The following is an 18,633-nucleotide window of genomic DNA, read 5'->3' as shown; positions in this document are numbered from 1 at the left end:
ACCAGATGACGATCCATCATTTTATCCATTGACCATCCAACAACACGTCGGGAAAATAAGTCGATAACAGTCGCGACGTACAAAAAACCTTCATGGGTCCTAACGTAGGTGATATCACTTACCCACGTTTTATTAGGGGGCATCAGGATTAAACTGACGCTTCAATATGTTGTCAGCAATCTTGCCTACTTTACCGCCTTGGATATGGCGACGTTTATAGCCAATCTGGGCCTTAATCTTGTTATTACGTATGATCTTGGCAACACGATGTACGCTACAGGATTCTCCCTCATCCCGAAGGTCACGATGTATCCATGGGCTTCCATAGGTTCCACCGCTAGCGATGTGGCATTCACGTATTCGTTCTAACAGTCGCAGATCTTTAATAGACCGATCAGACAGTGGCTTTTTCAACCAAGCATAATAACCGCTTCGATGAATTTTAAAGACGTGACACATCAATTGAACAGAGTGTTCTTTTTGGTGATCTCGAACAAAGGCGTACTTTACTCTGGGTTGTTGGCAAAGTACCTTGCGGCCTTTTTTAGAATGTCACGCTCCTCCGTGATTCGTCTCAGTTCAGACTTGAGTCGTGCGTTCTCGGAGGTTAAGTCGAGGTCTTCAGAAGGCTTAGGCTGTGGCTCTCCATACTTTTTGATCCAGGCGTATAAACTATGGGGGGTCGTATCGAGCCGTTGAGCCACTTCAGCAACAGAATAACCACGCTCTGTCACTTGTTTAACCGCTTCTCTTTTAAATTCTTCAGGGTAACGTTTGGACTTCATAATACACCTCTTATTTAACTAGATTTTAACGTTAATAGGTGTCTAGTAAAGTCTGGGAAGTCCAAACCGCCCAACGTCTTCAACGATATTTTTTCGGTCTTTCATAAAGTCGGGGGCCGATTTTTCCTGGAACGGTTTACTCCACTTTCTATGTAACTCTTAAGTGCCTTTACGAGATCGAACAATATAAGGTAGCTCTAATTCATTGAGTTGATTTATTAGTGCTTCAGCGAGCTCGTTATCAACATTTAGAAACAGTTCATCAGCATGAGCCATATGAGGATTTAGCCTTTCAAGTAGCTCAGCCTCACTTAGTCGATTGTCATTTACTTGATTATTTACCCGCTTGATGATAATTCTGCTTTCTAAGGCGCAGACCTCGACTTGTGACCAACCATTTTGAGTAGCCATATCACGAATCACACCAATCAATTCTGCTTGAGTCTTTAGATTTAGAGCTTCTTCGTCGCTCTCAGCTACCACTTCAAATATGTTTAAAAACTTTATTGAGGTCATAATGTACTACCCTTTCGAGGAATTTTAATACGTGCCGAGCTTAATGTCACAGACTGCACGCAAACTTAATATTAATTAATCCAATTGACCAGCAATACTGACGCCGGCCTTCAATCTCACGGGAATCAAAGCGTCTAGAGTCATCTTCTTATTGAGTACTAAAGTTTGTTCAGTAGACAAGTTGTTAATCAGATACCTCGCTGCCAGACCAAGATTAAGGTTGGTTTTTTCTTGATGTATGATGCTATCGTGAACTTGTGTCATAAGGCCGATAAGGACATCATAAGCTTAAGTAGGCAGGATGTTTCAGCGAGTGATCTTCCGAACTAAAAGCTCAAAAAAGTTAAAGGCAACTTTGCCTTATGATCAAACGACATGAGTCAGGCAGACTAAACGTTGGCGGAAAAACCTCAAGAAAGCGAACAAATTTGAAGCTCAATGTTATTTGCTATCAGGCATTCCTGCGTAACAGACCACTTATGGCTGAGTATTGTTGTGTATGAAGGCTTTAATGACGTGGGGAGAGAGTTTAACAGATTCGGGTACCGGTTTAGTTGTGTTGGTACTTCGCTCGACTTGTTGAGGTATGGCCGCCGCGCAAATAGGCTAATAAGCCCCTCTTCATTTGGCAAAACCGCCTTCGTTAGTACATGCCTCAAATCACTGAGTATCTTCAAGCCAGGCACGTCATAGTCAACAAAGCCATAACACTCCAATCCTGCTTTTTTAGCCGATTCCAATAGGCTAATAACCATCGCGGCGGCGTTCGTGTGGCCACGGTAAACCACCAGCGCACCCTCTCCTATGTCTTGAACCAATTTATGACTGGGCTGCCACGAATACAGCACCTCCCCATTTTCAACAAAAACGATCGCATGAGTGTCCAACATGATGTCACTGGCGGCGCATTCGACATACACGCCTTGTGGGAGTTCACAGCGACCTTGCTTTAAGTGCAAGCTGCCACCTGACAAGACGCCTACCTTTATCCGATCGCTAAACACAGGTGTCCTGTTAAGCTTCTCATTCCCTGTTATTGCGGCCAGCGCCGTACGCGTCTTGACCGATCCTAGGCCTGACTCCATATTAAAGAGCTCAAGCCGTTTTCTAAGCCTTTCACGATCAGTGCGAGCCAGATTCAGCCGAGTCCCTTTGATTACGCCCACGTCCATGTCTTCATGTATGGCCAGCCAAGTCTTTGTCAAAAGCACAGAGGCTTTCTTTTGGTCCACTGCAGTAACGACAGTATTGATTGTTCTCGCGTCCCAATAGAGCGCCATGTCACGCTTCCTTATGTTTTAGCTTAATATCCGTTATCACGATGTTTCCATTGAACCCGCGTTCCTCGGGCAATGCGACAACCTCGTGAGCATAGTTAATCGCCATGGCTTGCTCTTTTTCGTAGGTTTGGTCGAGGTCTATCTGGTCAGCACAATACATAAGGAAGTCGCGTGCCTCGCTGAGAGATAAGCCAGAGTCCAACCCAAGTTCGCTTAATGATACTTCAGCACCATCGATAACAAAGCCCATGGCTTCATTCCAGACCATCTCAAATATCTCGTCTTCATCCTCTAGATCATCACCGTGGATGTGTTCTTCTACACTGTCGATCATCTCTTTTGGTAGGGCATCAAGCTCGGCCTGCCGAAGGCTGGCTAGTTCCCTATTCTTCTGGTCATTCAAATGCGATTCGTAGCTTTTCTGCATTGTTTCAGTCATGACATTGAGCAAGTAGGCGTCTTCGGTTTTTGCATTGATCAAACGCAAAGACAAATCCACCCGTGGTCGGCCAAATGCTTCAGCGGCTTCATGGGCGCCGCTCTTCCCTTTTGGTCGCCTGCTGGCCTCCACATTCAATGCCTCTCTCTGTGCCTCGCTGTATCGAATCTCAGAGGCACTTAATTCCGAGTAGGCCTGCATCAACGTCATTTGCTTGTTATGTAACGCGACTTCTCGCTCTATGTGCATCATGAACTTACTAAAGCGCTCATTGAGCTCCAACCACTCACGAACCATCTTAGAGACACGCACTTTTAACTTGATGTTTAGCAAAGCCATCAGTTCTGGCTCATAACGAATGGTGTCGATTATTTCGTCGAAGTAACCATTGGTAACACTGTTGATCGATATCCTAACTTTGCGGATGTCGGCTTGCATGGCCTTGGCTCTGTCCAGCCTAAGATTAGGGTCGGTTATCGTCGCGAACTCGCCACGTAGTGTGTATTCAAAGTGTTTTTTAACCGCAATGCAGGCACCGGAGAATTTAGAAACCAATCGTTTAATGTTGCCTCTGGACTTATTCACCTGGTCGTAGGACTTGGCTTTAACCGCATCCCCAAAATACAGGATTTCCTTTTTAATGGCGTTAAGGACCACGTCTATTTCTTCGGCGCTACCCGAATAGTTAGAGCGTGAATCAAGCATCATCAGCAATGACACAAGAGGTTCCGCAATAATGTATTCGTCTTCGTCATCAATGCGATCGAGTACGCCGAACCCCTGCAGTCGAGCAAGCTGTTTTTGCATGTCATCATCAAGGTCGGTGGCGGTGATTGTACCGGTACCGGATCGACTCACCGCGCTTTCCAACACTGAGAGATTGTCTGTGATGGCTCTAAACGCTCTTCGCAATCCATCAAGACCTGAGAGCTTGTCACTCATAGTAATGACTCCTGAGTCGCTTCATGCTCTGTGTGTTCCTCTTCCAGTGTGTCGCCGTAATCCAGTCTTTCCAGCTCGACATCCACCAGCTCCCAGTACAAACCCATTTTCCCAGTGGCCGTATACTTCGTGCCTTGTTTGTTACTAATGAAGAATCCCATTGAAACCAAAATGCCCAAGTTATTGGTTATGCGATCGAACGGGTTCTTGGCTTTGTTCTTCTTGAACAGCGGGAAAGATTCGATAATGTCTAAGCGTTCGATAACGGTTTCACTGTCGGCATCTATACGGCTCATGATAAGAGACAAATCAATGACTGAGTGAGCTTGTATCACCGAGCTCGACGCCCCCATCTCTGACATGAAAACAAGAAACTGGAGCATTGGGCGAATGCTTAGGGAGTCCCCTTTGTATAAGCGGACTATCGACTTTCTAAAGTTTGCTTCGTGGTCTTGTGAAGCCATAATGTATCGATCGGAATCGACAAAGTAGTAAGCGTCACCGGTTAAAGAGTAAATGAGCTCGAAATTGGCTTCTTGGGCAAAGTTTGCCACATGCTTGTAAATGGTCTCGTCCTTCAGCTTTGCGTGAAGGTCGCTGTATTTCACTGCGCAAATCACCTCAAAATCAATCAAGAGTCTTTTCAGTGCTTTGATGTCGTCCTGCTCTTTGAGTACTTTTGTGTTCGTCATATTAACCACCCGTTCCTACATTCTGTATTGTGCTACTGACCACAGACAGCACCCCTATCCCTTTTTTGGCCTGATAAGAATTCTGCATCGCATTCAATATGTGCTTGTTGGCATTGGGAAGCGCTGAAACAATGCTGATATTGGAGTCAGTAAGCATCTTCAATAGACGGATCATATTGTGGTTATCTATGGCGCCAACCTCATCAATAGACCAATGCAGGTTCAAAGCTTCACTGCTGCACAAATAACGACTTATCCCAACAAAGACGACGATCAGAGCCAGCATTGAGAGACCGTTGCTGCTTATATTGTTAAATTCCCGAGAGCTGTTAATAGTTCGTGGGGTACCATTTTCCGTAATCCCAATTTCAATCGATATGAGGTCAATCATAGACACTTCGTTTTTACGATAGAACGGCTCATTTTCGAGTTTCCGGTACGCCTCCAGCATTTGACTGATAAGGCTAGCTGGTGGAATCGCAGACACGTCGTGTTCACTTTTCGTAGACCAGAGAGCCCATGACTCCATGAAGGACGTTAGGGTTGGCCAGCATTCAGATTGTTCCGTCTTGGTCCGAATGTGGATCTCAATATTGGATAGGTTGGCTATCCTTTGATTGGTGTTCACCTTGGCGGCGATTTTTCGAGCCACTTGACCAACTTCTTTGTTGATCCGGTTAAGGCCGTCGTAAACAAGCCTCACACCTTCAAAGGTCAATTCAAAGGATTCGCGGACGTTCTGACGACGTATGTCTATCGTATTCGATACCTGGTGGTGCATTTTGGGAATAATGAGATGGTAGAAATCGTCCGTATACGCATCCACATTCACACATTCGGCTTTAAATCGTGTCCAATCGTCGCTCCACTCCCCATCGGTAAATCGATCGAGCTCGCTGCATAACTTCCCACAAATGGAACTAGTTTCATCCGACAGGCTTTTGGCTCTTTCGATATCGCGCTGCAGCTTGGTGGCCAGTGCGTCGTAGGACTCGTCGGTTTCCATTTCTCCGTGAATGACCGAACCAAATAAATGCGTCATTTTCTGGATAATTCCCGCTAGATCTTCAATGACGGATTTCTGATTTCTAATCGCACTTTTGCAGTCGTTTAGCTTGTTGCTAAGGTCTTCGCTCATTCGGGCATAGTTCAGTCTTCTGGCTTCCATTTCAGTGTTAAGTGCTGAGATCGCATTTTTAAGCCCTGCCTCTTCAACCAATTGACGCTCATAAAGAGGGGTTCGCGTTTTCACAAAGTCATCGTAGTCATCAAGTGCTGACTTAAAGCCTACTATGCGATTGATCTTGGCCTTTAGCGCCTCGATATTCTGGCGTTTTTCCCCAAGAATGTTGGCCGGCACCCCATTCTTAATGCACTCTTCATCAAATTGAAGTTTGATGGCTGAAATACTGGACATTAAGGAGGCAGCTAAAGAGCTCAGCTCATTTTTGTAGGTTTCTATTTCCTCTTCTACCGCTTGTTTTTTGTCTGCGGCATCTGCGGCATACTGGTTTTTCAGTTCGGTGTACTGCTTGCTGAACTCTGCTTTCTTTTGTTTTTTCGCTTCCCTTTGAGCCACCAGCTCTGATTGAAGCGCTTTAGCAAGCTTTTCGGCCTCTTCCTTGCGTTTGGATACTCTGGCTTTGGCCTCGATGACAAACATCGTAAGCGAATCCTGCGCGAGCTTTAAGTCATCTCGTGCCGTGTCTGTTTTTTGCTGGATAACTTGCAGCACGCCCTCTTCGTTTCGCAGTGCCTTTCTATCTTGATTGAGCTCAGCATTGAGTGATTCAAAGGTCGCCTTAAGACTTTCTAGTGCCTCTTCAATTTGGTCACGCTGTTCATGTAGCGTCGCCGCCTGCAGAACAGTATCGTTCGTACCCAGCACTTCCAAATCAAAGGACCAACCAAATACGGTCTCATTGGCGCCGGTATTCGCATCGAATACCGGTTTTAGGTCGGTCCGCTGATAGAATGACTCGGGCAGCACTTTTCCGAGGGTGTCTTGCCACTGATCACCAGAGATTTTATTGAGCATGGACAAAAGGGAGTTAGGCTTTTCAAGGCTTTCTATGCGGGCAAGCTGGTGTTTCAGCCGTTCTTTTTCTCGTGTCTTTTCTTCTATGAGGCCAATAGTCTTTTCTATCCGAGCACTGATTTCTTTTTTGCTCTCGTGAGGCGCCTTGAGCGCGTCATAAAGACTGGAGATGCGTGCATGAGCCTCATCCACCGTGAACTGGCGTCTATCCGACTCTAATTGATCCTCTTCGGATATGCCGATTGCGGTCGCAAGTTGTTTTTGAGCAATCAACTGTTCATTGATCGCTGCGATTTGTTGATCTATATGCCCCCCGTCCAATTCGTCCAGATTAGCTTGGTAGTTCTCGTAGGCGTCTTGGTTGCGCTGGTTGGCGTCACGACCAATCGAGTGCTGCTCTTCACGCTTAGCCTCTATGATTCGCTTAATTCGGTCGTTAGCTTGCGCGTTGCTCTTCTCAAGATTAAATATCTTAGACTCCATTTCTCCCTGGTAGCCTCGGACTGTTTCCGTGAGGTTTTGGTACTCTTCTTCCAACTGTGCGGCACTACGGCGCATTTCTGACAACGAATTGTACTCTGCGCGCTTGCTCGCTATGTCAGTAAATTGGTCGCGCTTGTCGATGTAATTATTGATCTGGATATCGATGGCTTTGAGTCGATCGATATTTTGAGCTAGATTGTTTTTGGCTTCTCGCTTTTCTTCGTCGTACTTGGCGTCGAGAGCGCTTTTTTCAGTTTTCAAATTAATGAGTAATGACTCATGCGAGGCCAATGCCTTCAGGGTGCTATTTAATATCCAATTTATTGACTGACCGCGACTATGGATGGACTCTTTGGCATGCTGAAGCTGTGTGATTAAGGCGTTTGCTTTTTCTAGTCGCGGCTGCATGGCGGTAATGTCGCGAATGCCTTCAATGCGCAGTTTGGCGCTTTCAATGTTGCCTGTGCCTGGGCCTTTTATGTTGGCCACCTCGATATCAGCAAAGGCGGTATCAGCCACCATTTCATGAAGTCGTTCAAATGGGTTCGCGCGCTTTAGTATCGATGCGGCCATTTTTCCTAAGTGATGTGTCTTTGTTTTGCTGTCCCCCATGCAATATTGCTTGGCGGCACTGATTAATGCAGGGTCGTTGTTGCGTTTTCGTATCTCGTTCACGTCATTTTCAAGGATGGCCTTATACCGCCAGAGATCGACAATTTGATTCGAGGCAGCCACGCCCAGATCTTTGATGGCCTTAATGATGTCTCGTACCGACTCGCCCTTTAATCGTAGTGCCTCGACCTCCTCGGCATAAATAGTTTGATCAAAGCCACCAGCAAAGAATTGATAGTGCGTCTTTGCTTTGCCTAAGAGTTCGCTAGACCGGTACATTAACACCGTGACATCCGTGCCAAAGCGACTGTATTCGTACGCGATGAATGAGCTGGCTGAATGAAGGAAGTAACTGACAAAGTCGCTCTTATTGGCGTCTTTCTCCACAACTTGAGAAGGAATGGCGCCATAAAACACGGGAATCAGGGTTAAAAGGGACGTTTTCCCAGAGCCGTTTTCACCTTGAATGTTTGTGTGGCCATCAACATTCAGGACAAATGACTTATTGCGGACATGAGCATTGTGCAGATGGAGGCGTTTTAGACCGTACCGAGGTTTCTCGTCTTCGATTAACGACTGTGTTGAGCTTAAGGCTGTCATGCGAATCCTTCTAAGATTGGGTTAGGCTAATAAGTGCAAGGCATAGGGGTGTGGACGTAAAGCTAAGAAATCATAGGAGATAAACGTCATTGTGTAAAATAATATTACCGAGATGTTCCGAGTTGGCACCTTAACTGGGGGTGAAAATATTTACGCTTTTAACCTGGAAGATGTGGCCACAATCCATGCTGAGGCAAAATACGTATTCGATGAATGTCTCGCGTTTTTCGGTCAAGAGCGAATAGCTTTAACTGGCTATACCACCTTGGGGTACTAGGGATTTTCCCCTAATATCCGACATTTCCTGCTGTATCACCCACCATTACTGGGCTATAGAGCTGCATTGCTTTCTGACTTATCGTATTCTTAGATGTTTTTCATCAGATCATCAAGTGTGGGTAGCGACTTTTTGTCCCCAAACAAGTAGGTTCCTTTAAAGTTCAGATTGAACCAGGCCACTGGCGAGGCTTTCTTAACCATTTCTAGCAGGTCTTCCTTCCCTTTTTGTTCAAAGTGCTCCAATAGGCCACTTAATAGCCACGAGTTGTAGTAGATCACGGCATTGGACACCAAGCGTGCGCACTCGTTCCAAAGATGGATTTCTTCATCGCTATTGCCGCAGAAGCGATCGCCATTCACGTTACTCAAAGCGCGTCGTAGTTGGGAGTGTTAGGGAGTTCGAAGCCCCTACCGAGCCCGTCAGTGAAGATGACTAGGACGCGCTTTCATGATCGTGATCGATACTCACATTCTCATTTGGTGGCTCAATGGTGACGGTCAGTTATCTTCAACTGCTAAGGACGCTATAGACGCAGAGCTTAACAGTGATAATGGGAAAATCTTAGTTTCCTCAATCAGCGCGTGGGAGCTCGCCATGCTGGCCGAGAAAAAGAGACTGCAATTAACAATGAGCGTTGATGATTGGCTGGCAACAGCCGAGCGCATCCCGCAACTCGAATTTATAGCAATTGACAACCACCAAGCCATCGAGTCAACAAGATTGCCCGATGAGTTCCACAAAGACCCTACCGATCGATTGATTGTGGCATTAGCCAGGATGTTAAATGCCGATTTAGTGACTGCTGACGTGAAGATCATCGACTATCCGCATGTCAAAACCATTGCGTAAGGTGACAAACATGACTGACCAAAAAACTACGATTGATCCAGGTAAGTGGCAACAAAATTTGAGTGAATTAAGACGTTTAAACCGAAACTCAGATATCCATATGCCTACTAGAATGGGTAAAGCACAGATGGAAGCGATTGCCAGTCAGCTTGCTATCGCAAAGCTAGGCCCAAGCGAAAGGAGTTAAATTTTGGTAGCAAACAAAGCCACTAATGACCTTCAATTATCTTTAGTTTTTGCCGATATTTTGCCGCCAGAAGCAGCAAAGGTTCCTCGTTTTCTTTTGAATTCTCCCTTTTTCAAGGCACATACCAAGCGATCAGAAGGTGATACCAAGGGACACAAGGACGCGGACGGTGAATCTTTTCGGTTTGGGTATCTTGAAATTATCCGTCTCGGAGCGGGACTAAATACATATTATTTTGAAACGCTGGCCGCCCTCTATCAACTTATCAATATCACAACGAAAGCCAGCCCGCCTGAAATCAACTTATTACAAGAACGGCTTCAAGCAAAAGTGGGTCATGCGGTTTCTGTGCAAGCAAATAAAATAGGCATTGAAAACAATACCTATGCTGGCATTAAGAAAGTGAATACAACGTTTGGTGTCACGACACCAACAGCCGTTTGCCGGTACTTAGGACGCAAAACGGATGCAGAGTCTTTAAGCATTTGTAGAGAGAGCATTTACCGTTTAAATGGCAATACATTCACCTTGATCAATCACAAAAACAACAGATCAGAGCGCCGTGTGTCTTTGTTTTCTCTGAGTCTGAACCAATCTAAAGCCATGATAATTTCATTCTCCCCTCAGTTGTCAGCGCTCTATCATGGCTTACTGGACTTCAATTTAACGATATACAAGCAGTTAACAGCCTGGCACATTCATTACACAAGACGATTTCGTCGTCTGATTTCCCTCGAAAACGATTGCCATTCACATGCGCAATTGCGCGACGTAATCGATGATAAGCCTCCCCCGCGATTCAAGGCTCGCTGAACATAGCCTCGAAGGCTGGCATCATAAATATAGTCCAATAAATACATGGCCTTGAGCATACGATTGCACTCAGTCAAGACTTTCAACTTGAATTAGACATGGGCATCTCGCAAAGCCCTAAATGTTACTATAACTACGACTTTACACTGAAATTGAGAATTAAGGTCTCCCTGAAGGGCTTATGAGGCTTGGGCTGTAGCAATAAGTCATTAGGCGGGGATGTCCCCAGAACCCCAGATAGAACGCGAGATAAAGGTGAAGGGGCGGAATGGTGTTTATTCTGCGCTCGACTGTTCTGGCGCTCCTATACTGGGGGACGGTGCGCGGGGCAAAAACGTGAAGGTATCACGCAGTGAGTTTTAAGCCTTTACGTTGAGGGGCGTCGTACTAAAAAGCAGGGCTCTGCCCTACCCTATATGTTTCGGTCTTGGGGTTTACGCTGGTTTGGATTAAGCGTCGGGTCAACACCCGAAGGGCATTAGTTTACTAGGAAGGGCTTAACAGCTGTTGCCGAGACAGCAGACCCTAGCAACTTTGATTACTTGGGCTGCTGCGTGGTTTATGCTGACTTTAGGCGGGTATATCGGCGCGGCGTTACTACCTCCGATAACAGGCATTTGACGCCTTGTTAAAGTGTGAGGCACGCAATACCGAAGTTTCCGCATATCAGCTTAACCAAAAAACCGACGCATAGTAAAAATGCCACGCGTGTCGAATCACTCTTGAACAATTTGTTCTGTGTGTACTGACTGGTACACATTATTGTCTATTTTAACCCCTGCAAATTCAAAGCTAAAAAGACCAACCTTCTTGAAACCGAGATGCTCATAAAAACCGTTGGATTCGTTCTCAACCCAAGTGTAAAGCCAATACTTCTTGCCAAACCGGCTCTCCACTTCACTTAGGAGATTTCGACCTAAACCACTCCCCTTAAAAGCATTATCCACATACAGCTTTTCGACTTCAAAACCACTATGCGGTGTCTCATAAGAAGATTCTAAATTCAGCAGTACATAACCTTGAAGAGCTTGATTTTCTTCACTTACTAGCAAACGGAATTGGGAAGCATTCAGTAACTCGAAAAAATAAGATTGGGTAAAAGTAGACAAAACATATTGAGCGTATTGATCTTTAATTCCGTCTTTTGCATACGTGTCCAACCAGACTTTTATAGACAATACCGCTAGTTTTATGCAGTCGTCCTTTGTTGCTTCCCGAATCATATTTCCTCCAAAACGTTTCTGTAACCGGCGAATTAGAGCGCCAGCGAAAATGAGTCCAAGGCCAGCTTGCGTAGCAAGAAATTCTGGCCTGGGGTTCACAGGCTTAGTACGCCCGACATGGGCATTAACGAATGGGTGTAAGTCCCCTGTAGGAGGATCACCGTTATGGTACCTATTTAACGGGAACTACTAGTGAATGGCAAGGGCTTATCCGTGAGGATTGGTCTGGAGGAAGCCGCTAGCAAAATCGCGAGCTGACGGACAGGAAGCACATAAAAGTCTGCGGCTTGGGGTGAGTGTGCCAAGGAACACGAAACCCAGATCTGACGAGCTACGGCAAATGTGACAGTTGCGCGAGGAAAGTTAATGTTCTTATTCGGGGAGATCTGCTTTTCAAGCGATCTGCGAATGAACCAGTGAGGGGTTCCAGGGATTTTCCGTCCAAAAGGGACAACATCTCTGTAATTGCCGAGCTTATTGGTTTGTGGGCAAGCATTACTTTTTTGAAATCAACATAATCCTCGATTGACGCCATTAAATACTCGATATCCGGTGCTTCGCCTTCCTCTGCAAACAGATATTTCCCTTTAAAGTTGATGTTTTGCCAAGCGACTGGAGATGCCCGCTTGATGGTTTCTGCTAATTCGATTAAGTTCAATGTCGTTGAAGGAGAATAGAAAGTGCTGTTCGTATGCAGAGAAGCTCGGAGGGCCATAGAGTTCGGATTCTTCAGCAGATGAATTATGAGTGGAAAACGTTATACCGATGAGTTCAAAATTGAAGCCGTTAAGCAAGTCACAGAGCGCGGCTACAAAATTGCAGAAGTGGCTGAGCGACTTGGCGTTAGCTACAAAAGTATGCATGATTGGATTGTCCGATACAGCAAGCCTGAAGCGAGCAGAAAAATGGAAGATTCCGCTCAGTTAGAGATCCAGCGGCTCAAAGCTGAACTTAAACGGGTGACCGAAGAGAGGGACATTCTAAAGGAGGCCGCCGTGTACTTTGCCGGGGAGTCAAAGAAAAGTACACGTTCATAAAATCACGGCTCCACGACTATCCCATTGTTGTCTTGTGTCGAACAATGCAAGTCCATAGGAATGTTTTTTACGCTTGGCTGGACTGTCCAAAAAGTCGACGAGAGCAAGAAGATGATGAACTTGCCATCAACATTAAAACGTATTGGCTTGAGAGTGGTTGTGTTTACGGCTACCGCAATATCACCAAAGACCTAAAAGGAGAAGGTAAGTCTTGTGGGAAGAATCGTGTGCTAAGGGTGATGCGCCGCGAGGGTCTAAAATCGCTAATAGGCTACAAACGCCACCCTGTTTTTTATCGTGGGTCTGAACGTAATACAGCCCCGAATACGTTAAATAAAGAGTTTATTGTCTCAGAACCAGATCAAGTATGGGTAACCGATTTTACGTACATCCGGACAAAAGAAGGCTGGCTTTACGTGACCGTCGTTGTTGATCTATTTTCTAGATTGGTCGTAGGATGGTCAATGAGATCAAGGGTCACAGCAGAATCAGTCATTGACGCTTTAGTCATGGCTATTTGGCGACGACGACCAACAGAAAAAGTATTGGTACACTCAGATCAGGGAGCACAATATACCTCGAAAGATTGGCACAACTTCTTAGAAGATAATAATCTTGAAGCCAGTATGAGTCGTCGTGGTAACTGCCATGATAATGCCGTTGCGGAAAGCTTTTTTTCATTGTTAAAAAAAGAAAGAGTGCGCAATCGAACCTACAAAACAAGAAGTGATGCTCGTTCAGAGATTTTTGATTATATCGAATGCTTTTATAATCCAAAGCGACGCCATGGATCAAATAATGGATTATCGCCACTGCAATATGAGAAGCGATATTTTACGGAGCTAGAAACTGTCTAGGAAACTGGGTACATACTATTTGGGCTGTACTTTCTTGGTCGAAGTTGCTGTAATTTTTGTTCTGTCGTTGACTTTTTAGATGGAAAAAATTCCTGCTCTAACCATCCAGCGTACTTAGAGAATGTTGTTAGGCTGTTATAGGCTGTAGAAGACTCAATATCGCCACGATGGTCAATGACTGATGTCGCCCTAGCTGTTTCTAACTTATTTTTTTGGGGGGATAACACTATTATGTTTTTTGCTTTATGAACTGCCACATGCTCGCGAAAACTTTCACTGTACTTTTAGCCCACTTGGCGATGGTTTCCATTTCCTTCTTTTTTAGAAAGTCTCCGCTCCTACACATTTCAACTAAATCAATATTGAGAAAACTACAAATTTCATAAAAGTATCGTAGGTGCTCAAAGGCGATGTAACAGGTATTGCTAGCATCAGATTTATTTCGATGATGTAAAGTCACGAACAAATTGGGATATGGCATAGGCAAGCCATCGCTACCCAATAGGACTGAATAGTTCTCACCACCTGACATCTTAATTCTTTCAATCTTCACTCAACGATCCCCAAATGAGACTAAACATGACAAAAAAACAAGGTACATCATAAGTGAAAAATGAGTAAAAAGAAAGTTTACAGAAATATTGAAATTCATCTGTAAACTTTCTACAAGGCACTGATTCTATTAGTTAAAAACTATAACTTAACAAAATCTTATCTCTAGTAACCGTCAAATTGTGCTTACTAAATTGCAAACCAAAATAAATAACCCTATACATAACAATAACATAAAAACAAAATCTCAGTTTTAGTTAAGTATTACGTAAAAAAACCACGTTTTTATCAGCAAACTTTACAACTTTATCGTTGACCTATTAATTGTAGCATACTATTCCTCCAGCCCTTTAGTAGCATGCATTCACAGCATATGTCATGTGTACCTTATTCAGTAAACCATCACACTGCCTCCAACACGCTCAGTAATACTGCTACCTAGAATTACTTAGCTTTAGCACGCAAATCATGACCCAATTACAACAAATTCTCGCAAACTTAGAGTCTGTTTGTTTTCACGATATTCCATGTATCCCTGTTGATTATCAACACCTCGTGGCTAACAACATTGAAGTTTTACAGGATCAATTACGAAAACTGCTGAGCCTACGCCAAGCAGCGCCAACGACTTCTGCGGATCGTGACAAAAGCGCACAGACATTGAAGCGAGGCTTTAGAGAGGTTTAACCAGCAACATCGTGACAGATTCGCACAACTTCAACCCCAGCAATACCAACGTGTTCAGGGCATCGTGACAAAAGCGCACAGACATTGAAGCGAGGCTTTAGATAGGTTAAACCAGCAACATCGTGACAGATTCGCACAGCTTCAACCCCAGCAATACCAACGTGTTCAGGGCATCGTGACAAAAGCGCACAGACATTGAAGCGAGGCTTTAGAGAGGTTTAACCAGCAACATCGTGACAGATTCGCACTGTGTTAAACCCAGCAATACCAACGTGTTCAGGGCATCGTGACAAAAGCGCACCAGCAATATCGCGCCCCCCTGGTATGTACCCACTTTTGTAGGCATTTCTCAGCTATACTACATATCAGCAATCGATGATATTTTAAGGTGTGAGATGATGGCATCAATCAAGTTTTCAAGCATTTTTGAAGTAGTGGCTGCAAACGAGGAGGAAGCACTGAGCCTAAAGGCTCAAGCAGAATTAATTGGTATGATTCGTGATATGGCGGCTAAAAATGGCTGGTCACATATCGAGGCCTGCGCCGAGGGAAACAGAATTATGATTAAGCAGGCGAAAAGCCAAGTAAATGACAATCGACTAAGTGAAGCAGAACTACTTGAAGGGCTAGATTCACATACAGCTCACGCAGATGAGCTGTTTCTCAATGTGGATCACGAACTCGCTGAAGCCCTAATAGATCAACTCAATGAGTTAGAGCTACCTTTTTTTTTTCGATCTCATAAAATCTCACAGGAAGCGAACGGAAAGTAGAATCAACCGTTCCAGGCAAAAGCGGACCCTGACTTTATGACAGACCGGAAAAATATTATTGAAGATACTGGGCGATTTGATACAGATTAATAGAGCTTTTATCCAGTTACCGTCTAAGAACTAAAGGTCAACCCCGCTTGAATCTATCCTAGCACCCACAGGGAAATGAAATGTTAGTGGCAAACGAAATAACACAAATGGCCAAAGCGATAGTAGCCCAGTTACCAATTCTGAATGGCATATCGAGCACTGATGAGCACCAACAAGCCCTTATACTTTTAGAAGACTTGTTAGAGCACTATGACGAAAACCTGATAATTATTGAAGCCTTAAGCAATGTCATTGCACGGTATGAGGATAAGGCAGCAGAGTTTGATGATTTCAATAAACGACAGACAGCTATCAATCAAACGACGGCAACACTAACAGTCTTGATGGATCAGGGCCTAAACAATACAAATCAGGTCTGAGTTCGTTACAAGCAATAAAATCCAACGTGTAATTATATGCAATCTATCTGATCGCTACACAGCTAATTTAAACAACAACCCCGTGGCTAATCTGCCCTATAAGATCTCTTACTCTATTTATTCCTTCTTTAGTAGCCATAATCGACTCTGGTGACTTACCACCTAACGCTAGTGCAGGTGCTTTAATCCATGATTTCCATTTGTCTTCGTCACCAAACAGCTCTAGACCCAATTGATGAACTCTTTCATTCAACTCTCTCATTTCAGATGCATCAACTAATTCTAAAATTGCCGCATATGTGTCAGCGGGAACACAGTAAAATACTGGGTTACCGTCCTTCATAACAACAACTGGACTGCCTTTTGAATCATTCATAACACGATCAAGACTGTTCTCAATATCATGAATATCAATACATTTTTCAGCATGATTTTTTCGTTTAGTGCTCATATCTCTCCCTTAACATGACTGATAAGTACAATGATGATTAACTGTCTAGGAAACTGGGTCCATACCACAACTTCAACAAGTTGAAACCTTAACAGGAAAAAAACCGGAAACCTGTTTTGTTGATAGAGGGTATAAAGGATCGGGCGAAGACGATATTAAGGTGTTGGTTGCAGGTCAAAAACGTGGTGTACCAAAGAAAGAGAAGCCATGGATGGGAAGACGAAATAGCGTAGAGCCCATCATAGGGCACCTCAAATCGGATGGAAAACTCAGACGATGCTTCCTAAAAGGTATACTAGGCGATGCAGTCAACGTGATCTTAAGTGCCTGTGGTCAGAACCTGCGTAAGCTACTGAAGTGGCTTTATTGCGCCCCATATTTTGGGCCATTTTTAAGGCGATTATGGCTGAAAATAACTTTTCTACTGGAAAGACCTAAAAATAGAATGGCGTTTCTTGCTTGAAACATCATTATTCAGGGACGACTTTTTAAGGAGATTATGGCTGAAAATAATTTTGCCACTGGAAAGACCCGAAAATAGCATGGCGTTTCTTGCCTGAAACGCCATTATTCAGGGTCGACTAGTTTAAATACCTAAAATTTAATAACAGTCAACGACTCACTTGAAAATAGTTTAAATTCTGGCCATTTCTATATTAGTAAGTAGTATTGCTTTACAGCCTAGTTTTTTCAGTTTATCAAGTATTTGATGAGCTTCGTCTTTCTTAACCATTGATTTAACCGAGTACCAATGTTTATTTCTCAACTGAGTAATGGTTGGAGACTCAAAGCCTGGGGTTAACTCACAAGCTAGATCTATTATTTCTTGCGGTGCATCATATTCAACTAATTGATAATCTAACGCTATAAGTCGGCCAAGTATTCTACTGACAATCATATCAATATTGTGCGGATCACGTGGGTTAGGTGTAGAATAAAGAGCGGCATTTGAAGCAAAAATAGGATCGGACACGATTTTTAACCCAGCGGATTTTAATGTTGCTCCTGTTTCCACAATATCAACCACACAATCAGCCAGACCAAGGCTAATTGATATTTCAACAGCCCCTTCTAGCTCAACGATCTCAATATTGTCATCTTGAAAGTAATCACTCACTATGCAGGGAAAAGAGGTAGCGACTCTAAGACCGGATATATCACTACGCTTGTCTATACTTGACTCTTGCATAGCAGCAATACAAAGCTTTGAATGACCAAACGGTAGATCTATTATTTCTTTAGCGTTACTCTTTTTTTCACTATGAAAATCTTTCCCGGTAATACCAATATCTATTATTCCCTTACTTAGATACATAGGGATATCATTTGCTCTAAGAAAATAAAATTCTATATCGTTTTTTTTATCAAAGAAAAACAATCCCTTGGTAGGCTTTTTAACGCTGTACCCACATGATTCAAGTAGATCGATACAAGGTTGAAACAAAACACCTTTGTTGGGTAAGGCCATTCTAATCATTATGAACTCCGTATAAAGAAACTATGTTGTTTAAGAAAAGTATTAAACTCCTGACACTAAATAATATACATGGGTATAAATAGCTCTTAAGTAATATAAAGAGCATCACCAATTAACATTTAGCAGGGCCCTAAAAGCAGTTTTTTTTCCATATGAAATTATACGATAAATTATTCGTATTTTTCTATTCCTTATCTTGCTAAAAGGCTAAAAATAAAAAAGTGTTCTTCCGGATCGATATTACCAAAACAAACGCAGAGAAGCACCTCTTATGAAGATTAGAAATCAGCTTACCAAGACAATATGCTGTTCTTCGTCATATTAACCCGGCGGCAAGAATCATCTGATATAATTACCAAATGAACGAAAAAATAGACCCCCGAAAACTGCCCACTTCAGAGCTTGCTAGACTACGAAAACAAGTTGTCAAACTGCGTGATAAAGGTTTCTTGTTTAAAGACATTTCAGAAGTGACTGGAGTCCATACTGACACCGTTGGTCGTTGGTATAGAGACCTTATCCATAGGAACCAATTATATAAGTCAGACGAATCATTGTCGATTCAATAAATCAATAAGGGCTGGTGAATG

The 18,633-nt window shown here is 43.7% G+C and carries 22 protein-coding genes and 3 pseudogenes; 8 read left to right on the top strand and 17 right to left on the bottom strand.

The window, feature by feature from the left end; translation table 11 throughout:
* The 10 genes and pseudogenes from V6259_RS20070 to V6259_RS17635 all read right to left on the bottom strand — a co-directional run.
* On the bottom strand, nucleotides 1-143 hold a 143-nt coding region (locus V6259_RS20070; protein WP_445928518.1), incomplete at its 3' end, for a DDE-type integrase/transposase/recombinase.
* Nucleotides 133-414 carry a transposase gene (locus tag V6259_RS17675; protein WP_341585655.1) on the bottom strand — a complete coding sequence of 94 codons (282 nt, stop codon included), beginning with the start codon at nucleotides 412-414 and terminating at the stop codon, nucleotides 133-135. The genes V6259_RS20070 and V6259_RS17675, both read right to left, overlap by 11 nt.
* Nucleotides 415-506: 92 nt before the next feature.
* Nucleotides 507-785 (bottom strand): transposase, encoded by a 279-nt coding sequence (locus V6259_RS17670; RefSeq protein WP_341585654.1) that lies wholly within the window; start codon nucleotides 783-785, stop codon nucleotides 507-509.
* Between the two features lie 159 nt (nucleotides 786-944).
* Nucleotides 945-1,301, bottom strand: a complete 357-nt coding sequence (locus tag V6259_RS17665) for a hypothetical protein (RefSeq protein ID WP_341585653.1) — start codon at nucleotides 1,299-1,301, stop codon at nucleotides 945-947.
* Nucleotides 1,302-1,376: 75 nt separating this feature from the next.
* Nucleotides 1,377-1,565: a hypothetical protein gene (locus V6259_RS17660; RefSeq protein ID WP_341585652.1), complete on the bottom strand. Its 189-nt coding sequence runs from the start codon at nucleotides 1,563-1,565 to the stop codon at nucleotides 1,377-1,379.
* 146 nt (nucleotides 1,566-1,711) lie between these two features.
* On the bottom strand, nucleotides 1,712-2,581 hold the full coding sequence (locus V6259_RS17655; RefSeq protein ID WP_341585651.1) for a DUF7281 domain-containing protein: 870 nt from the start codon (nucleotides 2,579-2,581) through the stop codon (nucleotides 1,712-1,714).
* A 1-nt stretch (nucleotide 2,582) separates the two neighbouring features.
* Nucleotides 2,583-3,962, bottom strand: coding sequence for a hypothetical protein (locus V6259_RS17650; protein ID WP_341585650.1), 1,380 nt, complete (start codon nucleotides 3,960-3,962; stop codon nucleotides 2,583-2,585).
* Nucleotides 3,959-4,654: a hypothetical protein gene (locus V6259_RS17645; RefSeq protein ID WP_341585649.1), complete on the bottom strand. Its 696-nt coding sequence runs from the start codon at nucleotides 4,652-4,654 to the stop codon at nucleotides 3,959-3,961. Before V6259_RS17645 ends, V6259_RS17650 begins: the two co-directional genes overlap by 4 nt.
* Before the next feature lies 1 nt (nucleotide 4,655).
* Nucleotides 4,656-8,387 (bottom strand): ATP-binding protein, encoded by a 3,732-nt coding sequence (locus V6259_RS17640; protein ID WP_341585648.1) that lies wholly within the window; start codon nucleotides 8,385-8,387, stop codon nucleotides 4,656-4,658.
* 366 nt (nucleotides 8,388-8,753) lie between these two features.
* A pseudogene (locus V6259_RS17635) lies at nucleotides 8,754-9,038 on the bottom strand (Tn3 family transposase); the annotation flags it as partial.
* Nucleotides 9,039-9,114: 76 nt separating this feature from the next.
* Between V6259_RS17635 and V6259_RS17630 the strand changes: the two are divergent.
* Nucleotides 9,115-9,516, top strand: a complete 402-nt coding sequence (locus V6259_RS17630) for a type II toxin-antitoxin system VapC family toxin (RefSeq protein ID WP_341585647.1) — start codon at nucleotides 9,115-9,117, stop codon at nucleotides 9,514-9,516.
* Nucleotides 9,517-9,526: 10 nt separating this feature from the next.
* Complete coding sequence (locus V6259_RS17625; RefSeq protein ID WP_341585646.1) at nucleotides 9,527-9,703, top strand: hypothetical protein; 177 nt, start codon at nucleotides 9,527-9,529, stop codon at nucleotides 9,701-9,703.
* 670 nt (nucleotides 9,704-10,373) lie between these two features.
* On the opposite strand, the pseudogene V6259_RS17620 reads toward V6259_RS17625, so the two are convergent.
* The 3 genes and pseudogenes from V6259_RS17620 to V6259_RS17610 form a co-directional block, all read right to left on the bottom strand.
* Nucleotides 10,374-10,602 (bottom strand): annotated as a pseudogene (locus V6259_RS17620) (Tn3 family transposase); the annotation flags it as partial.
* Nucleotides 10,603-11,232: 630 nt separating this feature from the next.
* Nucleotides 11,233-11,739: a GNAT family N-acetyltransferase gene (locus V6259_RS17615; protein ID WP_341585645.1), complete on the bottom strand. Its 507-nt coding sequence runs from the start codon at nucleotides 11,737-11,739 to the stop codon at nucleotides 11,233-11,235.
* Nucleotides 11,740-12,070: 331 nt separating this feature from the next.
* A complete protein-coding gene (locus V6259_RS17610; RefSeq protein WP_341585644.1) occupies nucleotides 12,071-12,454 on the bottom strand; it encodes a hypothetical protein in 384 nt (127 codons plus the stop codon).
* 28 nt (nucleotides 12,455-12,482) lie between these two features.
* Here V6259_RS17610 and V6259_RS17605 point away from each other — a divergent pair.
* Nucleotides 12,483-13,633 (top strand): IS3 family transposase gene (locus V6259_RS17605; RefSeq protein WP_341585643.1). Its coding sequence is split into 2 segments (ribosomal slippage): nucleotides 12,483-12,720 and nucleotides 12,720-13,633, totalling 1,152 coding nucleotides; the frame shifts between segments, so codons are not numbered across the junction.
* On the opposite strand, the gene V6259_RS17600 is transcribed toward V6259_RS17605, so the two are convergent.
* Nucleotides 13,630-13,890: a hypothetical protein gene (locus V6259_RS17600; protein ID WP_341585642.1), complete on the bottom strand. Its 261-nt coding sequence runs from the start codon at nucleotides 13,888-13,890 to the stop codon at nucleotides 13,630-13,632. The two genes, V6259_RS17605 and V6259_RS17600, sit on opposite strands and share 4 nt — an antisense overlap.
* A 763-nt stretch (nucleotides 13,891-14,653) precedes the next feature.
* Between V6259_RS17600 and V6259_RS17595 the strand changes: the two genes are divergently transcribed.
* Complete coding sequence (locus tag V6259_RS17595) at nucleotides 14,654-14,872, top strand: hypothetical protein (protein WP_341585641.1); 219 nt, start codon at nucleotides 14,654-14,656, stop codon at nucleotides 14,870-14,872.
* Here the strand turns inward: V6259_RS17595 and V6259_RS17590 are convergent.
* Complete coding sequence (locus tag V6259_RS17590; protein ID WP_341585640.1) at nucleotides 14,869-15,054, bottom strand: hypothetical protein; 186 nt, start codon at nucleotides 15,052-15,054, stop codon at nucleotides 14,869-14,871. The two genes, V6259_RS17595 and V6259_RS17590, sit on opposite strands and share 4 nt — an antisense overlap.
* Nucleotides 15,055-15,267: 213 nt before the next feature.
* On the opposite strand from V6259_RS17590, the gene V6259_RS17585 reads away from it, so the two are divergent.
* Together V6259_RS17585 and V6259_RS17580 are read left to right on the top strand one after the other, a co-directional pair.
* Nucleotides 15,268-15,645 (top strand): hypothetical protein, encoded by a 378-nt coding sequence (locus tag V6259_RS17585; RefSeq protein ID WP_341585639.1) that lies wholly within the window; start codon nucleotides 15,268-15,270, stop codon nucleotides 15,643-15,645.
* Nucleotides 15,646-15,815: 170 nt separating this feature from the next.
* Nucleotides 15,816-16,115, top strand: a complete 300-nt coding sequence (locus V6259_RS17580; RefSeq protein ID WP_341585638.1) for a hypothetical protein — start codon at nucleotides 15,816-15,818, stop codon at nucleotides 16,113-16,115.
* 67 nt (nucleotides 16,116-16,182) lie between these two features.
* On the opposite strand, the gene V6259_RS17575 is transcribed toward V6259_RS17580, so the two are convergent.
* A complete protein-coding gene (locus V6259_RS17575; RefSeq protein WP_341585637.1) occupies nucleotides 16,183-16,566 on the bottom strand; it encodes an MbcA/ParS/Xre antitoxin family protein in 384 nt (127 codons plus the stop codon).
* A 67-nt stretch (nucleotides 16,567-16,633) separates the two neighbouring features.
* Between V6259_RS17575 and V6259_RS17570 the strand changes: the two are divergent.
* Nucleotides 16,634-17,029: pseudogene (locus V6259_RS17570) on the top strand (IS5/IS1182 family transposase); the annotation flags it as partial.
* 171 nt (nucleotides 17,030-17,200) lie between these two features.
* Here V6259_RS17570 and hisG read toward each other — a convergent pair.
* Entirely contained in the window at nucleotides 17,201-18,043 is an 843-nt protein-coding gene (gene hisG / locus V6259_RS17565; RefSeq protein WP_341585636.1) for an ATP phosphoribosyltransferase, read from the bottom strand.
* Between the two features lie 359 nt (nucleotides 18,044-18,402).
* On the opposite strand from hisG, the gene V6259_RS20065 reads away from it, so the two are divergent.
* Entirely contained in the window at nucleotides 18,403-18,612 is a 210-nt protein-coding gene (locus V6259_RS20065; protein ID WP_445928517.1) for a helix-turn-helix domain-containing protein, read from the top strand.
* Nucleotides 18,613-18,633 lie beyond the last annotated feature (21 nt).

The organism is Marinomonas sp. TI.3.20 (assembly GCF_038155025.1).
In the GTDB taxonomy this organism is placed as follows: Bacteria; Pseudomonadota; Gammaproteobacteria; order Pseudomonadales; family Marinomonadaceae; genus Marinomonas; species Marinomonas flavescens.
Note: the sequence above shows the minus strand (reverse complement) of the source record. Positions and strands in the feature narration are given on the sequence as shown.